Below are 21,737 nucleotides of genomic sequence, written 5' to 3'. Positions count from 1 at the left end.
CCCTGGCCGGGTGCGGCCTCAGCCGCCGGCCTCCTCCCGGAGCAGCCGGAGCGCCGCCCGGTGCGCCCGGTGCAGCGGGGTGGCGTCCTTGCGCAGCGTCGCGCGCACCACGGCTCCTTCCAGCAGCAGGAACCACTCCTCGGCCACGTCGGACGGATCGGGGCACCCGGCAGCCTCGGCGATCTCCGTCAGCCACGTGCGGATCCCGTCCTTGTTCCGCTCGATGATCTCGCGACCGGGGTGCTCGGGATCGGTCAGCTCCACACCGGCGTTGACGAATCCGCACCCCCGGAACCCGTCCGCCACGGTCCACTCCTCGTAGCCGTCGAACACCGCCGACAGCCGCTGCTCGGCCGTCTCGCTTCCCGCCGACACGCGTTCCAGGGTTTCCCGCCAGCGCCGGTCCCGCTCGGCCAGGTGCTCGGCCACCAGCCCGTCCTTCGAGCCGAAGTGCGCGTACAGCGTCACCTTGGTCACCCCGGCCCGTGCCGCGAGCGTGTTTACCCCCACCGCCCGGATGCCCGACTCGTAGAACAGCCGCGATGCCGTTCGCAGGATGCGTTGTCTGGCCGAACCGGGTTCGCTCGTCATTGACCCACTGTGCTTCGTGTCCACCATCGGTTGCCACTATACAAACCGGTATGTAGGGTACGGCTGCCGGTAACCACCGGCGGCGATCCGAGACGGAGGTAGTTCGATGAGCACCACCAAGCCCGTGGCAGTCGCGTTCGACGTGCTGGAGACCCTGCTGGACCTGCGCGCGCTGCACACCCGCTTCACCGACATCGGCCAGCCGGCCGAGATGCTGCACCCCTGGTTCCTGCGGTTCCAGCGCGACGCGCTGGCGCTGGCGTTGAGTGGCGAGTTCGCTTCGTTCCCCGCGGTGGCCCGCCAGGCGCTGCGCACCGAGAGCGAGCACACCGCGAGCGAGGCCGACATCGACCACGTGCTCGACGGCTTCGCCCAGCTGCCCGCCCACCCGGACGCCGAGCCCGCGCTGCGCAAGCTCTCCGAGGCCGGGGTGCGCGTGGGATGCCTGACCGTCGGCAGTCCGGAGAACACCGCGAGCTTCTTGGCCAACGCCGGTCTGGCGCAGTACGTGGACCGGGTGGTCACGGCCGACCAGGCGGGCATCTGGAAGCCCTCGCCCACCGTCTACCGGGCCACCGCCTATCAGCTGGAAGTGGCACCTCGCGACATGGCGCTGGTCGCGGTGCACGCCTGGGACTGCCACGGTGCCAAGCGCGCGGGCTGCACCTCGGGGTGGTGCTCCCGACTGGAGGGCGAACCGGGTGACGTCTTCGACGCCCCCGACGTGACCGGCGACGACCTCGTCACCGTCGCGGACCGGCTGCTCGCGCTGCCCACCCGGTGACCCGGCGGATCCACGGACAACTCCTCGTCACCGTCGACCGCATCCCCCAATAGGATGCTGGTGTTCGACACGAATCCGCAGCCAGGCGAGGAGGGGGCGAATGTCGGCAGGCGAAGGCTCGGAAGCCACGGCGTTTCCCGGGACACCCACGGAGTCCCACTGGGCGCTCACGGCGTTTCACGGGCGCGCGGGGGACCACAACGATCGTGCCATGGCCGGGGCGCGGGTCCTGGGCACCGAACTCGCCCGCTACATGCGGGCCGGGCTGACGCGGATCGGCCAGTCGCGTCCGGCGCTGAACGCGGGCTGGGAAACCGAACTCACCGCCGCGCTACCGGAGTTGCGCAGGCTCGCCGACCGGTACGAGACCTTGCTGGCGGCGGGAGCCAGGCCGGTCACCGCGTTAAACAGGTGCGCGGTCGCACTGGCGACGTTGCCGGTCATCGCCCGGCACCGGCCCGACGCCTGCGTGGTCTGGCTGGACGCGCACCCCGACCTGCACACCCCGGAGACCTCCGACAGCGGCTATCTGGGCGGCATGGTGCTGGCCGGTGCCAGCGGGAGGTGGGACTCCGGCCTCGGCGGGGAGCTCTCGCCGGGCAACATCGTGCTCGGCGGTGTGCGCGACATCGACGAGGCGGAACAGCGGTCGCTTTCCGAGGGCACCATCAGCGTCGTGTCCGCGGGTGAGGACATGGTGGACAACCTCCGCACCGCGGTCGCGGGCAGGCCGGTGTACTTCCACCTCGACTGCGACGTGCTCGAACCGGGGCTGCTGGGCACCGACTACCGGGTGCCGGGCGGGCTCACGCTCGAAGGACTGCGTGCGGTGGCCGGGATGCTCGCCGAGCACGAGACGGTCGGTGTGGAGCTCGGTGAGTTCGAGACGATCCAGCCCACCGGGGAGACCGACACGCAGGCGGCGCAGCGGTTGATCGAGGCGGTCTCGCCGCTGCTGGACAACACGCGCGGCTGACCCCGAGGTCCTCCCGACCGCCCCGAGCGATCGGGAGGACCGGTCTCCGCCCCGTGCGGAACACCGTGGTGGTGTCCAGCACGGGCCAGTCGATGAGCGGCCGGTCGGGGAACGGCAGCTCGTTCCCGGCCGGTGCGGGTCATCCGGCTGTCACGGGCGGACCAGCACCTTGAGCGCCTCGCGCTCGTGCATGGCGCGGTAGCCGTCGGCCACGTCGTCGAGCCCGACCGCCTTGTCGAACACCAGGCCGGGCTGGACCCTGCCTTCCAGCACGTCGGGCAGCAGCTCCGGGATGTAGTTGCGTGCCGGTGCGACTCCGCCGCTGATGGTGACGTTGCGGAAGAACGCCTCGGCCGACTGCGGGATGTTCGCGTAGGTCGGCGCGCCGACCCTGCCGATCGCCCCGCCGTCGCGCACCACGCCCACGGCGGTGGCCAGCGAGTCGTCTGTGCCGACGCACTCCAGCACGTGCGGGGCGCCGTGCCCGCCGGTGAGCTCGCGTACCCGTTCGATGCCCTCGGCGCCGCGTTCCGGCACCACGTCGGTGGCGCCGAACCGCTTGGCCAGATCGGTGCGCGGGGTGTGCCTGCCCATGATGACGATCCGTTCGGCGCCGAGGCGGGCGGAGGCGAGCACGCCGGACAGCCCGACCGCGCCGTCGCCGACCACGACCACTGTGGAGCCCTGCTTCACGGAGGCGGACACGGCGGCGTGGTGGCCGGTGCTGAACACGTCGGAGAGGGTGAGCAGCGAGGCACTCAGCGCCTCGTCGGAGCCGCCGGGCAGCCGGACCAGGGTTCCTTCGGCCCGCGGCACGCGCACGGCCTCGCCCTGGCCGCCGTCCACTCCGTCGGAGCCCCACATGCCGCCGTTGACGCAGGAGGTGTGCAGCCCGTCGTCGCAGAACTCGCAGTTGCCGTCGGAGAAGGTGAACGGCGAGACCACCACCTCGCCGCGCTGCGGCGAGTTCACGTCGGAGCCGGTTTCCTCGACCACGCCGAGGAACTCGTGGCCGATTCGCTGTGGTTCGGCGGCCGATCCGTCGTCGGGACCGAGCCCGACGCCCCGGTAGGGCCACAGGTCGCTGCCGCAGATGCAGGCGTGGGTCACCCGCACGATCGCGTCGGTGCTCTCCCGCAGCGTGGGGTCGGGGACCTCGCCGACGCGGATGTCCTTCGGGCCGTGGAGCAGTGTTGCCTTCAAGTCTGTGAACTCCGGATGAGGTGGGTTGTCGATTTCACGGTTCGGCGGGGAGCGGCTGTGCTCAGCGCAGGTCGACCAGCATCTTGCCGGTGTTCTCGCCGCGCATCATGCCGAGGAACGCCTCGGGGGCTCTGTCCAGACCGTGCAGCACGGTCTCCTCGTAGCGGATGCGTCCCTGGCGCAACCAGCCGCCGACCTCGGTCATGAACTCCGGGTACTTGTCGAAGTGGTCGATGACGATGAAGCCGCGCGCGGTGAGCCGCTTGCTGACCATCTGGAACATGCCGCGCGGACCCGGCTGCGCGTCGACCTCGTTGTACTGCGAGATCGCGCCGCACATGGCGATGCGGCCGAAGTCGTTCATGGTGTGGATCGCGGCTTCCAGGTGGTCACCGCCGACGTTGTCGAAGTAGACGTCGATGCCGTCGGGGGCGGCTTCGACCAGCTGTTGGTGCACCGGTCCCCGCTTGTAGTTGAACGCGGCGTCGAATCCGAGGTCCTCGGTGAGGTGGCGGACCTTCTCGTCCGATCCGGCGCTGCCGATGACCCGGCGTGCCCCGTGCAGCTTGGCGAGCTGTCCGGCGATGGAGCCGACCGCGCCCGCCGCGCCGGAGATGAACACGACGTCGGTCTCGCGCAGCCCGGTGATCTCGAACAGCCCGGTGTAGGCGGTCAGTCCGGGTGCGCCGAGCACGCCGAGGAACGCGTTGGGGTCGGCCAGCTCCGGATCCAACCGCCTCGCGGCCCCGGCGTCGAGCACGGCGTACTCGCGCCAGCCGAGCACGTGCATCACGAGGTCGCCGGGCTGAAAGCCCTCGGCCTCGGAGGCGACCACCTCGCCGACCGCCGCGCCGGTCAGGGGCTCACCGACCTGGAAGGGGGCCACGTAGGAGGGGCGGTCGTCCATCTGGCCGCGCATGGCCGGGTCGACGCTCATCACCAGGTTGCGTACCAGCAGTTGCCCGGCCGCCGGTTCGCTCACCGGCACGGTGGCGGTCTCGAAGGTCTTGTCGGTGGGCCACCCGCTGGGGCGTTCGGCGAGCCGTACTTCTCGTGCTGTCTCGGGCAGTGACAACTGCTTGTTCTCCCGGGGTCGTGGTTCGGTTCGGGATCTCGTCCGCTTCGTCCCGCGGGCGATACCAACTTTCATTGTACACAACTTAACTTGCCAAGTTTGTATTGCGCACAATTGATATTGTGCCGTGGCGGTCGGGGAGAACGACTCACGGGACACGAGACTTCCGTGGGAAAGGTTGTCGTGATCGGCTGGAGTGTCACCGGATCGCCGGGACCGTGCCGTTCCGCCGGTGTTCGCCACCGAGGAGCGGGGGCGCACGATCGACCGCGACACGCACGAACCGCCGGTGAGCACCGGCTGAACCGATCGGAACGAGCGACGACAGGAGAGGACCACACCCGTGGACCACGTTTCACTCGGCAGGACCGGAGTCAAGGTCAGCCCGCTGTGCCTGGGCGCCATGAACTTCGGTGCCTGGGGCAACCCCGATCACGACGACTCGATTCGAATCATCCACCGCGCGCTGGACGCGGGCATCAACTTCATCGACACCGCCGATGTGTACTCGCACGGCGAGTCGGAGGAGATCGTTGGCAAGGCCCTCGCCGATGGTCGCAGGGACGACGTCGTGCTGGCCACCAAGGCGCACGCCCCGATGGGCGAGGACCCCAACCGGCGCGGCAACTCGCGCCGCTGGATCGTCCGCGAGGTGGAAAACAGCCTGCGCAGGCTGCGTACTGACTACATCGATCTCTACCAGATCCACCGGCCCGATCCCGACACCCACATCGACGAGACGCTGGGTGCGCTGACCGACCTGATCCGGGACGGCAAGATCCGTTACGCGGGCTGCTCCACGTTCCCCGCTCACCGGATCGTGGAAGCCCACTGGGTGGCCGAGCAGCGCGTGCGGGAGCGGTTCGTCACCGAGCAGCCGCCCTACTCGATCCTGACGAGGGGGATCGAGGCCGACGTGCTGCCGGTGGCCCGCGAGTACGGCATGGGTGTGCTCCCGTGGAGCCCGCTGTCCGGCGGTTGGCTCTCCGGCAAGTACCGGCGGGGGCAGGACGCACCGAACACCCACCGGGCCAACTTCATGCCCGACCGGTTCGACCCGAGCGAGCCCGACAACGTGCGCAAGCTCGACGCCGTCGAGGAGCTGGCGCGGCTGGCCGCCGACTCCGGGATCACACTGGTGGACCTGGCGCTGGCGTTCGTGCTCAGCCACCCCGCGGTGACCGCGCCGATCATCGGGCCGCGCACCATGGAGCAGCTGGAGTCCCAGCTCGGCGCGGCGGACATCCGCCTCGACGCGGCGACGCTGGACCGCATCGACGAGGTCGTGCCGCCGGGGACCACGCTCAACCCGGCCGATGTCGGCTGGACCCCGCCGGATCTGGAGCGCAAGGAGCTGCGCCGCAGGCGGTGACAACCCTGGGGCAGGAGCGGCTCGGCTGCCGTAGTGGCTCGGGTGGCGGAACCTCTCGCGGGCTCTCGCCGCGGGTGCCCCGACATCGGGTAGGTACTACACAACGTCTGGGGCCGCCCTCGCGAGAGCACCACGAGAGAACCCGCGGCGGCGCCGGTCGCGGGCGTGGTGGGAGCTCGGCTTTGGGAGCCCTACCGGGGCGGCGATTTCGCGAGAAATCGACGCCGCCCCGAGATCGGGGGCGGAAACCCCTCGCGGGGGCGTCGACTGCCGGTGCGGACCGGAACGGTGGAAAGTCGTGGACCGGCGGAAAGTCGTGGACCGGTGGGAGCGCTCAGTCCTGCCGGTCGATCTCCTCGGCGGCTCGGTCCAGTGCCGAGGTGACGCTGTTCAGCGCGCTGTGCAGCTCGCCGAGCTGCTGTTCGTCCAACCCCGTGGCGCTGAGAATCCGCCGCGGAATGTCACCGGCCCGCTCCCGCAGCGCGATGCCCTCCTCGGTCGGGTGCACCACCACCGAGCGCTCATCGTCCGGACTGCGTTCCCGCCGTACGAAGCCGGCCTTCTCCAGCCGTTTGAGCAGCGGGGACAGCGTTCCGGAGTCCAGCCGCAGCGATTGGCCCAGTTCCTTGACGCTGCGTTCGCCGTGCTCCCAAACGGCGAGCATCACCAGGTACTGCGGATAGGTCAGTCCGAGCTCCGCCAGCACCGGCCGGTACAGCGTGTCGAAGGCGCGGGAGGTGGCGTGCAGCACGAAGCACAGCTGGCGCTCCAACCGCAGCAGCTGTTCGGAATCCGCGGGCGGCGATTCGCCGCCGGATTCCCGCGCTTCGTCCGTTCGGTCCGACACGTGCGCAGCATAACAGTCGGTTGTGCACAACCAAATCGTGTGGCGCCGGGACCGGTGGGCGGAGCGAGAACCGCGCGGGGGAACCCGACCGTGTCCCCCCGCGCCGGGAGGATCCGCCCGACGCGGGAGGTCAGCGGCGAGAGTCGGTGCGGGGTTCCCCCGGTCCCGGCGCTCGGAGAGGTCGGGCACGAAGCCCTAACGGCGTCCGCTCGCCAAGCCGAGCAGCAGCAGTGCCCAGACCTCCTCGAAGTCCGCGTCGAGCCCTGGTTCCTCCCACTCCGCGGCGTGTGCGGGGTTGTGGAACCGCGTGGTGGCCGTCAGCACCGCCCGCGCGGCGCGGTGCGGGTCCTCGACCTCGAACTCGCCCTGGGAGACGCCGTCGGAGATGATTCGCGCGAGCATCCCGGCCAGCGTATCCAGGTGCACCCTGATCACATCGCGCGAATCGGTGGCCAGCGCGTGGTAGGTCGCGAACAGCTCCGGATCCTCCCGCGCCATCAGGCGTTTGGTCGTGCTCAGCTGTTCCAGCCAGCTCCGGAGCCGTTCGGTGGCCGAGCCGTCGGCGGTGGTCAGCGGCCACAGTCGTGCGTTGACCCGCTCCAGCCAGCGCTCCGCCACGGCGTCGCGCAACGCGGCCTTGTTGGGGAAGTGCCGATACACGCTGCCGTGGCTGACTCCCAGGGCGCGGGCCACGTCCACCACGGTCGTCTTGCCGGGCCCGAAGCGGCGGAGGGTGTCCTCGGCCGCTTCGAGGACCCGTTCGGCGGTGAGCGCTTCGGTCACGAGGAGCCGTCCCCGGAGTCTCGCTCGCTGTCGAGCAGTGCCATGCCACCCTCGTCGTAACGCTGTCCGGCCACGGCCCCCGGCGGTACCGCGCGCTCGATCGCGGCCAGTTCGTCGGCGGAGAGCTCGAAGTCCAGGGCGCCCAGCGCCTCGGTGAGCCGGTCGCGGCGACGGGCGCCGATCAGCGGCACGATGTCCGAGCCCTGCGCCAGTACCCAGGCTATCGCCACCTGGGCGACCTCGACGCCCTTCTCCCGCGCGATCGAGCGCAACTGCTCGACGAGCTCCAGGTTGCGCTTCAGGTTCTCGCCCTGGAACCGGGGGTAGTGGCTGCGTGCGTCCTCCTGCTGGGTGTCCCTGCTCCAGTGGCCGGAGATCAGGCCACGGGAGAGCACGCCGTAGGCGGTGATGCCGATGCCGAGTTCCCGGCAGGTCGGCAGGATCGAACGTTCGATGCTTCGCGAGATCAGCGAGTACTCGATCTGCAGATCCACGATCGGGTGTACCGCGGCGGCTCGCCGGATGGTCTCGGAGCCCATCTCGGACAGCCCGATGTGGCGAACGTAGCCCGCCTCGACCATCTCCGAGATCGCACCGATGGTGTCCTCGATCGGAACACGGGGGTCGAGCCTGGCCGGGCGGTAGATGTCGACGTGGTCGGTTCCCAGCCGTTGCAGGGTCTGGGCCAGCGAGTTCTTCACCCCGGCGGGACTGCCGTCGAATCCGACGATTCCGCCGTCCGGGTCCCGCATCGCCCCGAACTTGACGCTGATCTCCAGCGAGTCGCGGTCGTGCCGCCGCAGCGCCTCGCGCAGCAGCAGTTCGTTGTGCCCGCTGCCGTAGAAGTCGCCGGTGTCCAGCAGGTTGATGCCCGCCTCGACGGCGGCGTCGATGGTGGCGTGGCTCTCCCGCGTGTCGGCTGGGCCGTAGAAGTCGGACATGCCCATCAGACCGAGGCCGAGCGTCGAGACCTCGGGGCCGGTGTCGCCAAGTGCGTATCGTTTCATGCCTTCGAGTTTCATTCATGCGATGACAGATGTCAATATCTGTCAGTTTATATCCGTGATGGCGCGGGACTCATGGCTCGGTCAGCACCACCGGCCCGTCCTCGGTGACGGCCACCGTGTGCTCGCAGTGGGCGGCCCGGCCGCCGTCGGCGGTTCGGAGCGTCCAGCCGTCCGGGTCGGTGCGGTAGTGGTCACGACCCCCGGACAGCAGCATCGGCTCGATCGCCAGAATCAGGCCGGGACGCAGCCGGAAGCCTCGGTCTGGCCGTCCCTCGTTCGGCACGTGGGGTGGTTCGTGCATGGCACGACCTATGCCGTGGCCGCCGTGGTCGGCCAGTAGTCCGTAGCCTTCCGCGCGTGCCGGTGCCCCGATGGCGTGGGCGATGTCGCCGAGCTTCGCGCCCACGAGAGCCGCCTCGATGCCACGCCGCAGCGCGGCCTCGGTCGAGTCGATCAGCTGCTCGTCGGCGGGTTCCGCCGAGCCGACCGTGAAGCTGATCGCGGCGTCGCCGCACCACCCGGCCACGAAGGCGCCGCAGTCGATGCTGACCAGGTCGCCGTCGGCCAGTTCCGTGTCGTCGGGGATGCCGTGCACGACCGCGTCGTTGACGCTCGCGCAGATGACCCCGGGAAACGGTGTCGGCGCCCCGGAGGGCTGGTATCCCCGGAACGCCGGTACCGCCCCGGCTTCGTTGATGACCGCCTCGGCGGTGCGGTCGAGTTCCAGCGGAGTCGTGCCCACCCGGGCGTTCCGGCGGACCTCCCGCAGGGCCTGCCCCACCACTCTCCCGGCCGTCCGCATGTTCGCGATCTGTCCGGGCGTCTTCAGTTCGATCACGTTGTCTTCTCCTCGTGCCGCGCTGTTTCCAATAACAATACCGGTATTATTATTGGGTGCATGGTACGAGTGCCACTCAGTTCCGACGAGATGGACCGGGGCCGCAGGCTCGGTGCGATGATCCGCGCCGCTCGCGGGCCGGAGAGCATGAACCGTACGGCCGAGAAAGCCGGGATCTCGGTGGAGACGCTGCGAAAGATCGAGACCGGACGCATACCGACGCCGGCCTTCTTCACCATCGCCGCACTGGCCGGAGTGCTGGACATCTCCCTCGATCGGCTGGCGCTGCACACGGACACCGCGCCGGATGACCCGCCGCACGGCGAGCCCGGGCGAACCGACGCCTCCTGACCGGCCGCTCGGTACCGCGACCAGATCGGAGGCCGAAGGACGTTTTCGTCGAGTGAGCGGTTTCGCCCGACGGTGCGGGGTGTTCGACGATCCGTCGAGCGACGCGGTTACAGCTCCGATTCGCCCCACACGTCGACGAGGACCTCGTCACCCAACGAGAGTTTCCCCGTGCGCAGCACCGCGAACTTGCTGCCCAGGAACACGCCGGTTCGGGTGGCGGAGGTCCGGTACTCGGCCAGCGTCCTTATCGGTTCGGGCCCCGTCTTGATGCCGGACCGCTGATCGACCCTGGTGACCCCGCAACGTTTCGCGGGTTTGGCGTAGCCCAGTTCGGTCTCGCCGATGGTGACCCGTCGTGCCAGATCCTCCGTGTGGGGCCGTCGCCAACCGGAGATCACGATGTTCGGTCGGAACCGGTCCATCGGCAGCCCGGACTCGCCCCTCGCCGCCAGCCTGTCGTTCAATTCATCCAAAGTGGACTCCGACAGCACCAGCAGCGGGCAGCTGTCGGCGTAGGCGGAGGTCCCCGTGGTGAGCCCGTCGGTGGTGCGCTCGTGCTCCGGAGGAACGCACACCAGTCGACAGTGGGCACCGATCACCTCGGAGAACCACTCCGCCGCTTCCTCGCCCTGGTCGATCCCCCGATAGCTCATCCCGTGCAGCGTCACCTCACGACGCGGCGGTTCGGTGTCCACCCCGAGGATCAGCTCCTCGACCCCCTCACCGCGAAGCGTGAGCAGTCCGCCGTCGTGGTCGATCTCGGGACGGACTCTCGCCAGCGCCGGACTCCCCCGCTGCGTCCGGAACACCCCGTTCTCGTCGGTGACCATGAACGCGCGGTCGTGACGCGGTCCGCTCGGCGTCAGATCGACACCGCTCAACGAGTTACCGGCACATCCCTTGATCGGATACCGGACCAGCTCCGAAACCTGGGGCATCGCGCCGAGTCTAGGGGCGGCGGCACCGAGCTACAACTCTCCGTCAGCCCGGTCGCCCCGATCCGTCCAGGCGACGCCTGGCGATGTCCGATCGCTGCTCGGCATCAGGCGGCGGCACGACGGTGATCCCCGCCTCGGTGAGCATGCTCAGGTCCAACCGCCACTCGCGGGTGGAACGCCGGTGCCACAGTTCGAACATCCCGGCGATGTGCTCCTCGGCGTCGTCGCGGCTCCACCCGTTGACGGCACACAGGTGTTCCAGGGCGCTCTCCGCCAGACCACGTATGCGTGCCAGTCCGAAGTGGGTGACGGTGTGGCAGGCGTCGCACAGGCAGATCAACCGCCGCAGCGCCTGCACCGCTTCGTTCTCGTCGTAGGACCACCGCTCGTGCGCCTCCAACCTGCGGGGGACCGAACGGTCCTCCGGCGCTCCGCAGATCTCGCACGCGGACCCGGCGCGGCGCACGATCATCCGCCGCAGCCTTTCCCAATCCCCGGCGGTGACGCACGAACGCACGTTGGTGAACCAGCAGGACGAGGGAACGAGGTCCACGAACAGGCCGGTGCCGAACTCCCTGTCCTCACCGGGAAGCAGCTCCGGCACCTCCGGCTGCGCCTCCCAGCGGCGCAGCGCCGACATGCCCTCCCGGGGCGCGTACCAGCGTTTCGCACGCGGATCCCAACGAGCGCCCAGCGCCTTGGCCTCGTCCTTCTCGGCGAACGGCACGTCCAGCCAGTGACGTTCCGGCATGCTCACGCCCCCGGGACGGTGCTCGGTTCCGGACGTGCGCGCACGGGCCAGGAGTCCGCGTCCTCGCGAACCCGCGCCGCACGCTGCCGCAGTCTTTCCGCCTCGGCGGCTTCCGAGACCTTGCCCGCCTGTTTGTCCAGGTAGTCCGCGAAGTTCCTGGTTTGTTCCCGGTACCAGCCGACCTGGTTGTCGTGCAGTCGCTCCAGGGGGAGCTCGCCGACCCGCTCGGGGTAGCTCTTGGCCAGCCGCCATGCCAGCCTCGCCGCGGCGAGCGCGTCCCCGTCGGAGGTGTGCGCACCGTCGGCACGCACCCCGTGGTGCTCGCACAACGCACCGAGGGTCCGCTTGCCCTTGCGGTACCGGTCGAGCTGCCGGTCGATGCAGAACGGGTCGACGACCGGTCCGGCGACCGACAGTTCACGGCCGTGGTGCCTGCGCAGCTCCGCGTGCAGCACGGAGAGGTCGAAGCTCGCGTTGAACGCGATCAGCGGGGTGCTCGGTCCCCACGACTCCGACAACGTGGTCGCCAGCTCGTCCACCACCGCTGCCGCGGACCTGCCGTGGCTGCGCGCGTGCTCGGTGGTGATGCCGTGCACCCCGCTGGACTCCTCCGGGATCTCGATTCCGGGGTCGGCGAGCCAGTTGCTGGACACGGGATCGCGCCCCGGGACGATCGAGATCAGCGTCGCGGTCACGATGCGGTCCGTGTCCGTATCGACGCCCGTGGTCTCCAGATCGAAGGCGAGCAGCGGGCCGTCGGCCCAGCAAACACCGGAATCGTCCATGATTCGAAAGTACCCGCCCTGCCACGTGGTGTGTCCAGCCGTGGGTGTCCGGTCGCGACGAAAGGCCCGATCACACGTGAAGGTGCCGCGCACGGCGCGGGCCGTGCGCGGCACCGGTGGAGTATCCGGCTGTTCCGAGGAAAACCCCGCGTCACCCTCGGTGCGGGGGTGGGCACAACGGTCGACGGCGGGATTCCTCGGCGCCGGGTCGGGCCGATCCCGGAGGATCGCCCGTTAACGGTTTCCTCACTCCTCGAAGAAGTCGATGACCTCACCGAGCACGCTGATGTCGGTCAGGAAGCCGATGTGGGTCTGGCCGACTACGTGGTTGTTGTCCGCACCCAGCACCCGGGTGTTGGTGTAGGGGATGATGACTCCGTCGGCGGGGGAGTACCAGGTGGCGTAGTCGGATTCGCCGGGAGTCCAGTCACCGGAGTTGAGCCGCTCCTCGAAGGACGAACCGGGCGTCATCTCCCGGCAGGAGGCGTACATCAGGCACGCGCTCGCGGAGGTGGTGCCCTGGTTCGCCCCGGCCAGCGAGGCCCAGTTCGCCACGTTGGTGTGGCCGCCGAGCTCCTTCATGTACCAGCGGGTGACGAGGCCGCCCATCGAGTGGTTGACGATGTCGACCTTGTTCGCACCGGTCTCGGCGAGCACGTTGTCCACGTACGAGGCGAGCTCGGCCGCGCTCCGCTTGTTCGACTGGCTCCAGTCGTACTCGAAGGCGTACAGCTCGGAGCTGGAGTAGCCGCTCAGTCTGAACTGCGCCTGGGCGGTGGTCCAGTTGGAGGCGCTGCCGGTGTAGCCGTGCACGAACACCACCGGATTCGGGCCGGCCGCGTTGGCCACCCCGAAGGAACCGAACGCCGCCATCGCGGCAGTCGCCAGCAGTACGCCGAGTATCCTGCGCATGAGTCCTCCTCTGCGATCTCGGACAGGACGCGACGAGTCTGTGACGGACGGCGGGTCTGGCACATCGGTGAAATCACCAGTGTTCGGGCGAGCGCCTTCGAGGACCTTCTTCCCGGACGCGAACGGTGTTGTCGATTTTCGTCCTGTTGCGTCTTTTCGTGGTGTTACTCACGGTTCACACTGTGGCCATGTCGGTCGGGATCACCGCGGAGACCGGGTCACCGATCCGGTTGCACAGCCGTAGCTCGGTGCTGGCCGCGCTGCGCCGCACGGCCGATCGGCGGGCGCGCGGCGGAGCCGCGATGGTGGTCGAAGGTGCCCACGGCAGCGGCAAATCGGTGCTGCTCGAACAGTTGTCCGTCGAGACGGGACTGCCGACGTTGGACCTGACCGGTGTCCGGGCGGAGCGCGACATCCCGTTCGCCGGGTTGAACCGGATCTCCCCGCCGCACGGCAGCCCACCCCTTCCCGAGTTCCCGATCGACGAGACCGAATCCGTGGCGTGGCAACGGTTCTGGCGGGAACTGGGGCGGCTGCTCGATCACGGCCCGCTGCTGTTGCGGGTGGACGATGCCCACCTGCTCGACACTCCCTCGCTGCGGGTGCTCGCACTGCTGGCGCGCAGGATCGAACGACTGTCCGCACTGCTGGTGCTGACCGCCGAGCCCGTCCACGAGGACCCGGGGCAACCGCTGGACGGGATACCCCGTTCGCGGCTGGCGCCCCTGGACTTCTCCGACGGCATGCGACTGCTGTACGGGCAAGCTCAGTTCCCACCGTCGCCCGAGGTGGCCGAGGAGGTCGTCGCGAGCTCCGAGGGGAATCCGCTCGCCCTGGTGGAGTTCGCGCGCGCCCTCACCGCGCGACAGTCGGTCGGGCTCGCCCCGGCACCTCTCGTACCACCGCACGACGGAAGGTTCCGCGGCGAGACACGGCGTCGACTGTGGAGCCTGCCCGATCTCGCGCGTGAACTGGTCATGCTGACCGTGGTCCACGACAGGCTCGACCACGAGGAGGTGCTCGCCGCCGCACCGCTCGCCGCGGCGGATCCGCACGCGTGGTCGACCGCCGCGGGGTCGGGCCTGGTCGAGTTGGGGGAGGGCGGGCCGCGACCGGCCGGTGAACTCAGCCGACGCTGCCTGGAAACCGACGCCTGTCCCGGTGAGCTGCGGCGTGCCCGGTTGTCCCTCGCCCGGGAGATCGAAGGCGCCCGGGGGTTCGAAGGTGGCGGTCACCGCACCCCCGCGCCGCGACACCGCGCCGAGGTGAGCGCGGACTCCCCGGAACGGCTCGCGACCGAGCTGGAACGCACCGCCCGCGAGGCCGAGAGCGACGGCGAGCACGACAGGGCTTCACGGCTGTACGAGCGAGCGGCCGCGTTGAGCCACCACGACGAGTCGAAGGGGCTCCGGATCCTCGCGGCGGGTCACGACGCGTGGACCGGGGGCGAGCCGCGCCGTGCCCTGGTGATGACCCGCCGAGCCAGAGCGCTGGTGCGCTCGACCGGGGCGCGCGGCATGCGCGATCTGCTGCGCGGCGGGGTCGAACTGTGCGACGGCAAACCGGCCACGGCGGTACGCGAACTCACCGAGGCGTCCAGCGCGCTGCTCGACACCGACCGCGAACTCGCGATCACCGCGTTGATGCTGGCGGGCGACGCCTGCTGCGTGACGGGCGACTACCGCGAGTACTACGAACTCGCCTCCCGAGCCGAGTGGTTGCGAAGACCCGAGGACTCCCCCGACACCGCGCTGATACTGCGCAACTTCACCGCGATGTCGGCCACCTTCCAGGGGCGGCACGAGATCGCCGCCCCGGCTCTGCGGGAGGTGATCCGACTCGCTGATCGGGCCACCGAACCCGCTCCACTCGTCCTCGCTGGGAACGCGGCGTTCACCCTGGGCGACCCGGCCGTCTCCTACCGGTTGGCCACCCGTGCACAGCGCACCGCCGAGGAGCGGGGCGAAACGGTTCAGCTGCCCTGGGCCTCGGTCTACGTCTCGCTGTCGGCGCTGTTGCTGGAGCGCTACGCCGAGGCCGAGAGCAGCGCGCTGGAAGGAGTGCGGATCTCCCGCGCACTGGGCCAGCGCAACCGGATGATCGACCACCTCGCACTGCTGGCGCTGGTGGCGGCGCTGCGCGGCGAACCGGAGACCGTGGAGATCCGACTCAAGCAGGCCACCGAACACGGCCTGCTCAGCCGGGGACTGGGCAGGCCGGATGCCTTCTGCTCCTGGGCCGCGGCGTGCGCCGAGCTCGCGCACGGCCGTCCGGTGCGGGCCGTTCACCGGCTGCGGCTGATGGACTCCGGTATCGGCGGCTTCAACCCGGCGGTGCGGGTGCTGGCGGCTCCGCACTTCGTGGAGGCCGCCGTCTCCTGCGGTGAAGCCGACGACGCCGTGCGGCTGCTCGGCGCCTTCGACCACTGGGTGAGTTCCACCCGCAGCACCACGCGAATGGCGCTGTCCCACCGCTGCCACGCACTGCTGGCAGAGCGGGCCGCCGATGCCGACGAGCGGTTCCGCGCCGCCATCGAGTCGCACCGCGAGAGCGGCGGGGCGCTCGAACTGGCGCGGACGGAACTGCTCTACGCGGGCAGGCTGCGGCGCGCCCGCAAACCCGCCGCGGCACGCGAACTGCTCGACGAGGCGGGCACCATCTTCGACGAGTACGGTGCCGAACCCTGGTCCCGGCGGGCGCGTGCCGAGCTGCGTGCCACCGGGCGCTCGGTGCCCACGCGTTCACCGGGGGCGGTGAACGAGCTCACCGCGCGGCAGGCCGAGATCTCCCGGCTCGTGGCGGAGGGTGCGACGAACCGGGAGATAGCCGAGCTGCTCTACGTCAGCGACCGCACCGTCGAACACCACCTGCGCAACGTCTTCGCCAAGCTCGGAGTGCGTTCGCGGACGGAGTTGGCCAAGCTGTTGCGGTGACCTGTCGCTGTCGCGGTGCCCTGTCGAGGGTTCGGGTCCGGCGAGCACGCGTGCCCGAGCGGCTGTCGGTTCGAACTCCGTGCTTCTCGGCGAGTCGTTCGCGTTCCCGGTGAGTCGTTCGGGTTTCTCCGCGAGCTGTTCGGGTACCGATCTGGAGGACGCGCACCAGCGAAACCCCTCGGAGAGTCATGGCTGAACAAGAGTCGGAAGAGGAACGGTCCCGGACGGACAGCAAGGGCCGACACGCCCCGCTGCGGGAGGACGAGGTCGAGCGCGCCTTCGACACCATCGTCGCCCGGGGCAGGCCGAGACTGTTCCGGACCATGCCCGAGCTGCTGGCGAGCGGCACCATCGCCGGAGTAGAGATCTCGCTCGGGGTGCTCGCCTTCCTCTACGTCGAACAGGCCACCGGCAGCGAACTGTTGGCCGGGATCGCCTTCGGAGTCGGTTTCATCGCGCTGCTGCTGGGCAACAGTGAGCTCTTCACCGAGGGTTTCCTGGTGCCCATCGCCGTGGTGCTGGCCCGCGAGGCGGGCTGGTGGCGGCTGGCCCGGTTCTGGCTGGCGACACTGGTGGGCAACCTCCTGGGAGGCTGGGTGAGCATGTGGATGGTGGTGGTCGCCTTCCCCGGGTTGCGCTCGGTGGCGATCGAGACCGGCGAGAAGTTCGCCGAATCCGGTTTCGACCTGCGCACCTTCCTGCTCGCGGTGCTGGCGGGCAGCACGATGACGCTGTTGACCAGGATGCGCATCGGTACCGACGACGACGTCGCCCGGGTGCTGGCCTCGCTGGCCACGGCGTTCCTGGTGGCGGGCCTGGGCATGTACCACTCCGTGCTGGACACGCTTTTCATCTTCGGCGGCATTCACGCCGGTGCCGGGTACGGCTACGGCTCCTGGATCGCGTTCTTCGGCTGGACCGTCCTCGGCAACGCGGTCGGCGGGATAGGGCTGACGACCTTTCTGCGGCTGGTTCGCAGCCACGAGCGGCTCTACGAGTGGCGTCGTGCCGCCCCCGCCAGCCGCCGCCCGTGATCGGTGCATGAAGTGGTACGGACGTGCGGCGCTCACCGCCGACCATGTCTGGAAAGCGATCGACGGCCTCGTCCTGGACGAGGAACTCATCCAGGTCGACCTCATCCGTGGTTGACCACGATCCGGACTTTCGCCCGACTCCGCACGTAGCCGTTCCTGAACTTCCCGACGCGCCGAGTGCGCTCCGGTTCATCGCTCGGTGTCCGAGTCCTGTTCGGTCCCCTCCCGGCTCCCGTTCTGGTCCTGTTGTTCGGTCTGTTGTCGGACCCCGGCCTGATCCGGGTAGCCGGTCTGCTCCCGCTGCTCGGTCTGTTGTTGGTTCGCCCGGCGCTGCGCCTCCCGGTAGCCGTAGGCGGCGCGACGCACCGTGGCGTCGTCCTCCAGACCGGAGCCGAGCGCACCCGCCGCCACCCCCATCGAGGTGGCGGCCAACGCCAGCCCCAGGTAGTTGCCGATTCCGATGCTTCCGCCGAGGCTGCTGCTCAGCAGCTCGGGGTCGATCAGGAACAGGCTCCCGGCCAGGTTGGCCGCGAACAGCACCACGTACAGACAGCCCACCCCCGTCACGATCGTCAGCGCGGTGGAGGAGTTGTACAGCATCCGCTGTTCCCGGTCGGCGGTGTAGCGCGGTTTCTCCCAGAGCTTGTGCGTGACGATCAGCCACGTCGCCATCAGCGCCACCGCCAGGACCACGAGCAATCCCCGGCGGAACGGCCCCAGCATGTCGGCGATCTGCCAGACCGTGCTCGAGGTCAACCCGAACACGGAAGTGGCCAGTGCGGCGGCCAGCGCTCCGGACATGCCCAGCACCAGCCGCCACGGTGTGTTGCTGCGCACCATGCCGGACAGCAGCCGTGCCCTGCCGCGTCGTCTCGTGGAGCGGTAGCGCACCGCGATCGAGTCACTGGAGGCACGTTCCCGCCGGATGGGAGCCAGTACCTCGGTCGGTGGACTGTACAGGCCGTTGTCGGTCCGATCATCGTTCCCGGTCAGCTCGGCGAGAACGCTGGCCAACAGCTGCCTCGCCCTGCGCTGCGGCTGGAACCCGCCGAGGGCGGGAAGCGAGATCACCCCGACCCGCTCGTGCTCCTGTCCGATGTCGGCAAGCACCGGTCGTTTCTCCTGCCGCAACGGCAGATCGGTCACCCCGACCGCGTAGTCCCAGCCGTGCAGCCGTCGCTGCCGTTCGGTCGCGTCGAGGATCTCCTTGCCGCTGCTGCGGCCCGCGGCGACCGGGTCGCTGACGAGCTCGATCGACCACTCGGCCTCGTCGAGGCGTTCCGTCAGATACCGTGGCAGGCTTTCGGCCAGCGAGTCGGCGACGTGACTGGGGAAATCCGGATCGCTGACCAACCCCAGTGATGCCACTGCACATTCCTTCCCGGCGATTGAGAGTTACTCGGCTCGCTTTTCGTGGTCGCTCGCTTGGCGGAACCTCTCGCACGGCTCGTGAGCGGATGCCCCGACATCGGGTAGCGACCTACACAACGTCTCCGACCGTCCTCGCGAGAGCCGCACGGCAGGACCCGCGGCGGTGCCGATGGCGAAGGGCGGTGGGAGTTCGGGCCGCGGGAGTGCTGGGAGTACCGCACCGGCGACACTGGCGCCGCGACCCGCACGGTCGCTTCCCTACAGCGGTCCCGGGCCACCCCGCCGCAACGGGGCGTCGATTTCGCGAGAAATCGGCACCAGCCGGTGCGGGATCGCCGTGCGTGCCGGTTACGTAACCACGGACCACGACTGCTCGCATCACTCAGTCGTGTTCGATCCCCTTGCCGGTCGTCGACCGGGTACCGTGCGCGGTCGGCCGTCCCTTGCCGCGGGGTGGCTCCGGGGTCACCTCCGAGCCCGAACGGCTGTGGCCCGGCACGTCGGAGGGCTCCTCCTCGGGACCCGGAGTGGGCTCCGCACCCTGCCGCAACTCGTTCAGCCTGCCGGTCAGCTGCTCGATCACCGGAACACGAGCCGCGTGTGCCCGCTCGTGCTCCAGCAGGGTGTTCAGCTCGTCCTCGGTCAGGGATCGGATGCGATGCCCCAGGGTGGAGAGCGGCATCTCGTCGTAGTCCGGTATCGGTAGTCGTGCCGTCACTGGATCTCCTTCCCGCACGTTCGTGCGGCCGGATCGGGGTACGTGTTCAGGCGGGTACGACCGGTGCCACCCAACCGTCGTCGGCGGTGGTCCAGTCCGCGCTGCGCGACCAGCCCGCGGCGAGCAGCTCGTCGTCGGCCTCTACCGGTCCCGAGACCGTCGGTGGCAGTTCCAGCTCGGTCACCTCGGCTCCCCGGTCGTCGCGCACCGTCAGGACGGGGTTGTCGTCCTCGGTCGCCGTGATGAAGTGAGCGGTGTTGACCATTCCCGTTCCTCCCGGTGTCGCTTCACGGGTCGTGGTGGAGGTTTACCCCGTGGGCGCCCCGGCTACGCATCCGAGAAGTCGGCGATGATTCCCAGTGGAGGGACGCCCGCGAACGTTCCCGGCGGGCGGGAGCGGGCGAGCGGGATCCTTTCCGCGTGCGAGCTGCCGGTGCCTGGCGTATGCAGGGCTTTCCGGCCGGAAGGAATCGAGGTGGGGTGAATGGTGCTCGCTGCCGGGGAGACGACCGGCTATCTGGGGCCGATCGTGGCTCTGCTGTGCGCCGCGGGACTGATCGGTTACCTCAGCATCCGGCTGCGGATCGTGCCCATCGTGGGGTTCCTGCTGGCGGGGGTGTTGATCGGGCCGCATCAACTCGGACTGGTCTCGGACTCCGAAGTGGTCCGCGCGGCGGCCGACATCGGCGTGATGCTGCTGCTGTTCACCATCGGCATCGAGTTCTCGCTGGACCGCATGGCCTCGATACGGCGTTACGTGCTGCTGGGCGGTGGGTTGCAGGTCGTGCTCACCGTCGGGCTCACCACGGCGGTGTCGTTGCTCTTCGGCGTCGAGTGGCGTCCCGCGCTGCTCACGGGGCTGCTCGTGGCGCTGTCCTCGACCGCGATCGTGCTCAAGGTGTTGTCCTCGTCGGGACGCACCACCACGACGGTGGGCGGGACCTCGATCGCGACGTTGATCTTTCAGGACCTGGCCGTGGTGGTCATGGTGCTGCTCGTGCCGCTGCTCGGCCGAGGCTCCGGCGGCGGCGTGCTGGAGCTGCTGCGCGCGCTGGGAACCGCGCTCGTGGTGCTGGTGGTGGTGCTTGTGGTGGCGCGCAAGGTGATGCCACCACTGCTGGAACGCGTGGCACGGACCTGCTCTCCCGAGGTCTTCCTGCTGGCCGTGGTGGCCATCGGCCTCGGAACGGCCTGGCTGACCTCGCTGGCCGGGGTGAGCGTGGCGCTCGGCGCCTTCCTGGCCGGGCTCGTGGTCAGCGAGTCCAAGCACAGTTCACACGCGCTCGGCGAGGTGCTGCCGCTGCAGATCCTGTTCAGCGCCACGTTCTTCGTCTCCATCGGGATGCTGGTGGACCTGCGTGCCGTACTGCGGATGTGGTGGCTGATCCTGCTGCTGGCCTGCGCGGTCGTGCTGCTCAAGCTGATCACCGGCGGAGTCGCGTTGTTGGCGCTGCGGGTCGGGCTGCCCACGGCGGTGGCGGGTGGCTTCCTGCTCGCCCAGGTCGGTGAGTTCTCGTTCGTGCTGCAGAGCGCGGGGCGTGCGGCCGGGGTGGAGCCGTTGGGTATGGGAGCCGACGGCGAGCAGGTGCTGGTGGCCGTGACGGTGACGCTTATGATTCTCACCCCCGTGCTGGCCGCTCTCGGCGAGCGGTTCGCCGAGGCACTGCGGCGGCGTCGTCCCACCGGGGAAACGGCGGCGGGCGAGCCGTCGGGCGCCGTGGGAGGACATGTGATCGTCTCCGGATGGGGAGAGGTCGCCGCCGCGCTGACCACCGAGCTGCGTGCCCGGGACATTCCGGTGGTGGTGATCACGCTCGGCCCCGAGCTGGCCGCGGACGCCGAGCGGCGTGCCGACCGGGTGGTGCGAGGTGATTCCACGCACGGCAACGTGCTGCACGAGGCCGGGCTGGCGACGGCGCGGTTGGTGGTCATCTGTGAGAACGCGGGGGAACAGGCCGCCCGAATCGCTGCCGTGGTCGCGCGGTTCGCGCCGGAGACGTCGATCGTGGTGCGTCCGATCGATCGCGCCGGTGCGGAGGAACTCGTGCCTGCCGGGGTCGATCGGATCGTCGACACTGTCGGCGCCGTGGCACACCCGCTGACCGATACCGTGCTGCGGCGCCTCGGGCGGCTCGATTCCGCCGGTTACCCGGACCCGAACACCCCGGTGGACTTCCGGGTCGATCCGGCCACGGCCTGTCCGCACGCCACCGAGATCGAGCCGGTGCTGCCGTCCTCGGCGGGCTGTACCGAGTGCCTGCGGCTCGGCGAGCGCGATTGGGTGCACCTGCGGACGTGTCTGCACTGCGGCAACGTGGGGTGCTGCGATTCTTCGCCGCACCGGCACGCCAGTGCGCACGCGGACACGTGCACGCATCCGATCGTGGCCTCGGCGGAACCGGACGAGAACTGGGCGTGGTGCTACTTAGACCTGGCCAGACTGGAGCGTTCCCCGAGGCGGTGATCCG

General features: G+C 69.7%; 21 protein-coding genes. 7 read left to right on the top strand and 14 right to left on the bottom strand.

Annotated features, from left to right (window positions below; all coding sequences use genetic code 11):
* Window positions 1-18: 18 nt before the first annotated feature.
* On the bottom strand, window positions 19-591 hold the full coding sequence (locus BM150_RS13235) for a TetR/AcrR family transcriptional regulator (RefSeq protein ID WP_092927580.1): 573 nt from the start codon (window positions 589-591) through the stop codon (window positions 19-21).
* 106 nt (window positions 592-697) lie between these two features.
* Between BM150_RS13235 and BM150_RS13230 the strand changes: the two genes are divergently transcribed.
* Both BM150_RS13230 and BM150_RS13225 read left to right on the top strand, forming a co-directional pair.
* Window positions 698-1,375, top strand: a complete 678-nt coding sequence (locus BM150_RS13230; protein WP_092927579.1) for a haloacid dehalogenase type II — start codon at window positions 698-700, stop codon at window positions 1,373-1,375.
* A gap of 100 nt (window positions 1,376-1,475) precedes the next feature.
* Window positions 1,476-2,351, top strand: coding sequence for an arginase family protein (locus BM150_RS13225; protein WP_092927578.1), 876 nt, complete (start codon window positions 1,476-1,478; stop codon window positions 2,349-2,351).
* 150 nt (window positions 2,352-2,501) lie between these two features.
* Here BM150_RS13225 and BM150_RS13220 read toward each other — a convergent pair whose 3' ends face one another.
* The gene (locus BM150_RS13220; protein WP_092927577.1) at window positions 2,502-3,554 is read right to left on the bottom strand and encodes a zinc-binding dehydrogenase; all 1,053 of its coding nucleotides are present in this window, start codon (window positions 3,552-3,554) and stop codon (window positions 2,502-2,504) included.
* A 61-nt stretch (window positions 3,555-3,615) separates the two neighbouring features.
* Window positions 3,616-4,704: an NADP-dependent oxidoreductase gene (locus BM150_RS13215; RefSeq protein WP_175496809.1), complete on the bottom strand. Its 1,089-nt coding sequence runs from the start codon at window positions 4,702-4,704 to the stop codon at window positions 3,616-3,618.
* 268 nt (window positions 4,705-4,972) lie between these two features.
* Between BM150_RS13215 and BM150_RS13210 the strand changes: the two genes are divergently transcribed.
* On the top strand, window positions 4,973-6,001 hold the full coding sequence (locus BM150_RS13210) for an aldo/keto reductase (protein ID WP_092927576.1): 1,029 nt from the start codon (window positions 4,973-4,975) through the stop codon (window positions 5,999-6,001).
* Between the two features lie 334 nt (window positions 6,002-6,335).
* Here BM150_RS13210 and BM150_RS13205 read toward each other — a convergent pair whose 3' ends face one another.
* From BM150_RS13205 to map, 4 genes are all read right to left on the bottom strand, one after another.
* The gene (locus tag BM150_RS13205) at window positions 6,336-6,848 is read right to left on the bottom strand and encodes a MarR family winged helix-turn-helix transcriptional regulator (RefSeq protein WP_092927575.1); all 513 of its coding nucleotides are present in this window, start codon (window positions 6,846-6,848) and stop codon (window positions 6,336-6,338) included.
* A gap of 195 nt (window positions 6,849-7,043) precedes the next feature.
* Window positions 7,044-7,631: a TetR/AcrR family transcriptional regulator gene (locus tag BM150_RS24510; protein ID WP_217641624.1), complete on the bottom strand. Its 588-nt coding sequence runs from the start codon at window positions 7,629-7,631 to the stop codon at window positions 7,044-7,046.
* Window positions 7,628-8,638: an aldo/keto reductase gene (locus BM150_RS24505; protein WP_217641623.1), complete on the bottom strand. Its 1,011-nt coding sequence runs from the start codon at window positions 8,636-8,638 to the stop codon at window positions 7,628-7,630. The genes BM150_RS24510 and BM150_RS24505 overlap by 4 nt, the downstream gene beginning before the upstream one ends.
* Before the next feature lie 70 nt (window positions 8,639-8,708).
* Window positions 8,709-9,476 (bottom strand): type I methionyl aminopeptidase, encoded by a 768-nt coding sequence (gene map / locus BM150_RS13195; protein ID WP_092927574.1) that lies wholly within the window; start codon window positions 9,474-9,476, stop codon window positions 8,709-8,711.
* 60 nt (window positions 9,477-9,536) lie between these two features.
* On the opposite strand from map, the gene BM150_RS13190 reads away from it, so the two are divergent.
* The gene (locus BM150_RS13190; RefSeq protein ID WP_092927573.1) at window positions 9,537-9,827 is read left to right on the top strand and encodes a helix-turn-helix domain-containing protein; all 291 of its coding nucleotides are present in this window, start codon (window positions 9,537-9,539) and stop codon (window positions 9,825-9,827) included.
* Between the two features lie 107 nt (window positions 9,828-9,934).
* Here the strand turns inward: BM150_RS13190 and BM150_RS13185 are convergent, their stop codons facing one another.
* The 4 genes from BM150_RS13185 to BM150_RS13170 all read right to left on the bottom strand — a co-directional run bounded on the left by BM150_RS13185 (window position 9,935) and on the right by BM150_RS13170 (window position 13,213).
* Entirely contained in the window at window positions 9,935-10,765 is an 831-nt protein-coding gene (locus BM150_RS13185; protein WP_092927572.1) for an MOSC domain-containing protein, read from the bottom strand.
* Window positions 10,766-10,808: 43 nt separating this feature from the next.
* The gene (locus BM150_RS13180) at window positions 10,809-11,516 is read right to left on the bottom strand and encodes a DUF5710 domain-containing protein (RefSeq protein ID WP_092927571.1); all 708 of its coding nucleotides are present in this window, start codon (window positions 11,514-11,516) and stop codon (window positions 10,809-10,811) included.
* 2 nt (window positions 11,517-11,518) lie between these two features.
* The gene (locus BM150_RS13175; RefSeq protein ID WP_092927570.1) at window positions 11,519-12,301 is read right to left on the bottom strand and encodes an exonuclease domain-containing protein; all 783 of its coding nucleotides are present in this window, start codon (window positions 12,299-12,301) and stop codon (window positions 11,519-11,521) included.
* 246 nt (window positions 12,302-12,547) lie between these two features.
* Window positions 12,548-13,213: an esterase/lipase family protein gene (locus BM150_RS13170; protein ID WP_092927569.1), complete on the bottom strand. Its 666-nt coding sequence runs from the start codon at window positions 13,211-13,213 to the stop codon at window positions 12,548-12,550.
* A gap of 188 nt (window positions 13,214-13,401) precedes the next feature.
* Here BM150_RS13170 and BM150_RS13165 point away from each other — a divergent pair, with 188 nt between their 5' ends.
* Window positions 13,402-16,146 (top strand): helix-turn-helix transcriptional regulator, encoded by a 2,745-nt coding sequence (locus BM150_RS13165; RefSeq protein WP_245755477.1) that lies wholly within the window; start codon window positions 13,402-13,404, stop codon window positions 16,144-16,146.
* 188 nt (window positions 16,147-16,334) lie between these two features.
* A complete protein-coding gene (locus BM150_RS13160; RefSeq protein ID WP_092927568.1) occupies window positions 16,335-17,180 on the top strand; it encodes a formate/nitrite transporter family protein in 846 nt (281 codons plus the stop codon).
* A gap of 189 nt (window positions 17,181-17,369) precedes the next feature.
* Here BM150_RS13160 and BM150_RS13155 read toward each other — a convergent pair whose 3' ends face one another.
* The 3 genes from BM150_RS13155 to BM150_RS13145 all read right to left on the bottom strand — a co-directional run bounded on the left by BM150_RS13155 (window position 17,370) and on the right by BM150_RS13145 (window position 19,534).
* On the bottom strand, window positions 17,370-18,548 hold the full coding sequence (locus BM150_RS13155) for a hypothetical protein (RefSeq protein ID WP_175496808.1): 1,179 nt from the start codon (window positions 18,546-18,548) through the stop codon (window positions 17,370-17,372).
* A gap of 385 nt (window positions 18,549-18,933) precedes the next feature.
* Window positions 18,934-19,269, bottom strand: coding sequence for a DUF8129 domain-containing protein (locus BM150_RS13150; RefSeq protein ID WP_092927567.1), 336 nt, complete (start codon window positions 19,267-19,269; stop codon window positions 18,934-18,936).
* Between the two features lie 46 nt (window positions 19,270-19,315).
* On the bottom strand, window positions 19,316-19,534 hold the full coding sequence (locus BM150_RS13145; RefSeq protein WP_092927566.1) for a hypothetical protein: 219 nt from the start codon (window positions 19,532-19,534) through the stop codon (window positions 19,316-19,318).
* A 219-nt stretch (window positions 19,535-19,753) separates the two neighbouring features.
* On the opposite strand from BM150_RS13145, the gene BM150_RS13140 reads away from it, so the two are divergent.
* The gene (locus BM150_RS13140) at window positions 19,754-21,733 is read left to right on the top strand and encodes a cation:proton antiporter domain-containing protein (RefSeq protein ID WP_092927565.1); all 1,980 of its coding nucleotides are present in this window, start codon (window positions 19,754-19,756) and stop codon (window positions 21,731-21,733) included.
* The last annotated feature ends 4 nt before the right edge of the window (window positions 21,734-21,737 follow it).

The organism is Actinopolyspora alba, from assembly GCF_900112765.1.
Classification (GTDB): domain Bacteria; phylum Actinomycetota; class Actinomycetes; order Mycobacteriales; family Pseudonocardiaceae; genus Actinopolyspora; species Actinopolyspora alba.
The sequence above is the reverse complement of the archived record's forward strand: the minus strand, read 5'-3'. Positions and strand labels throughout refer to the sequence as shown.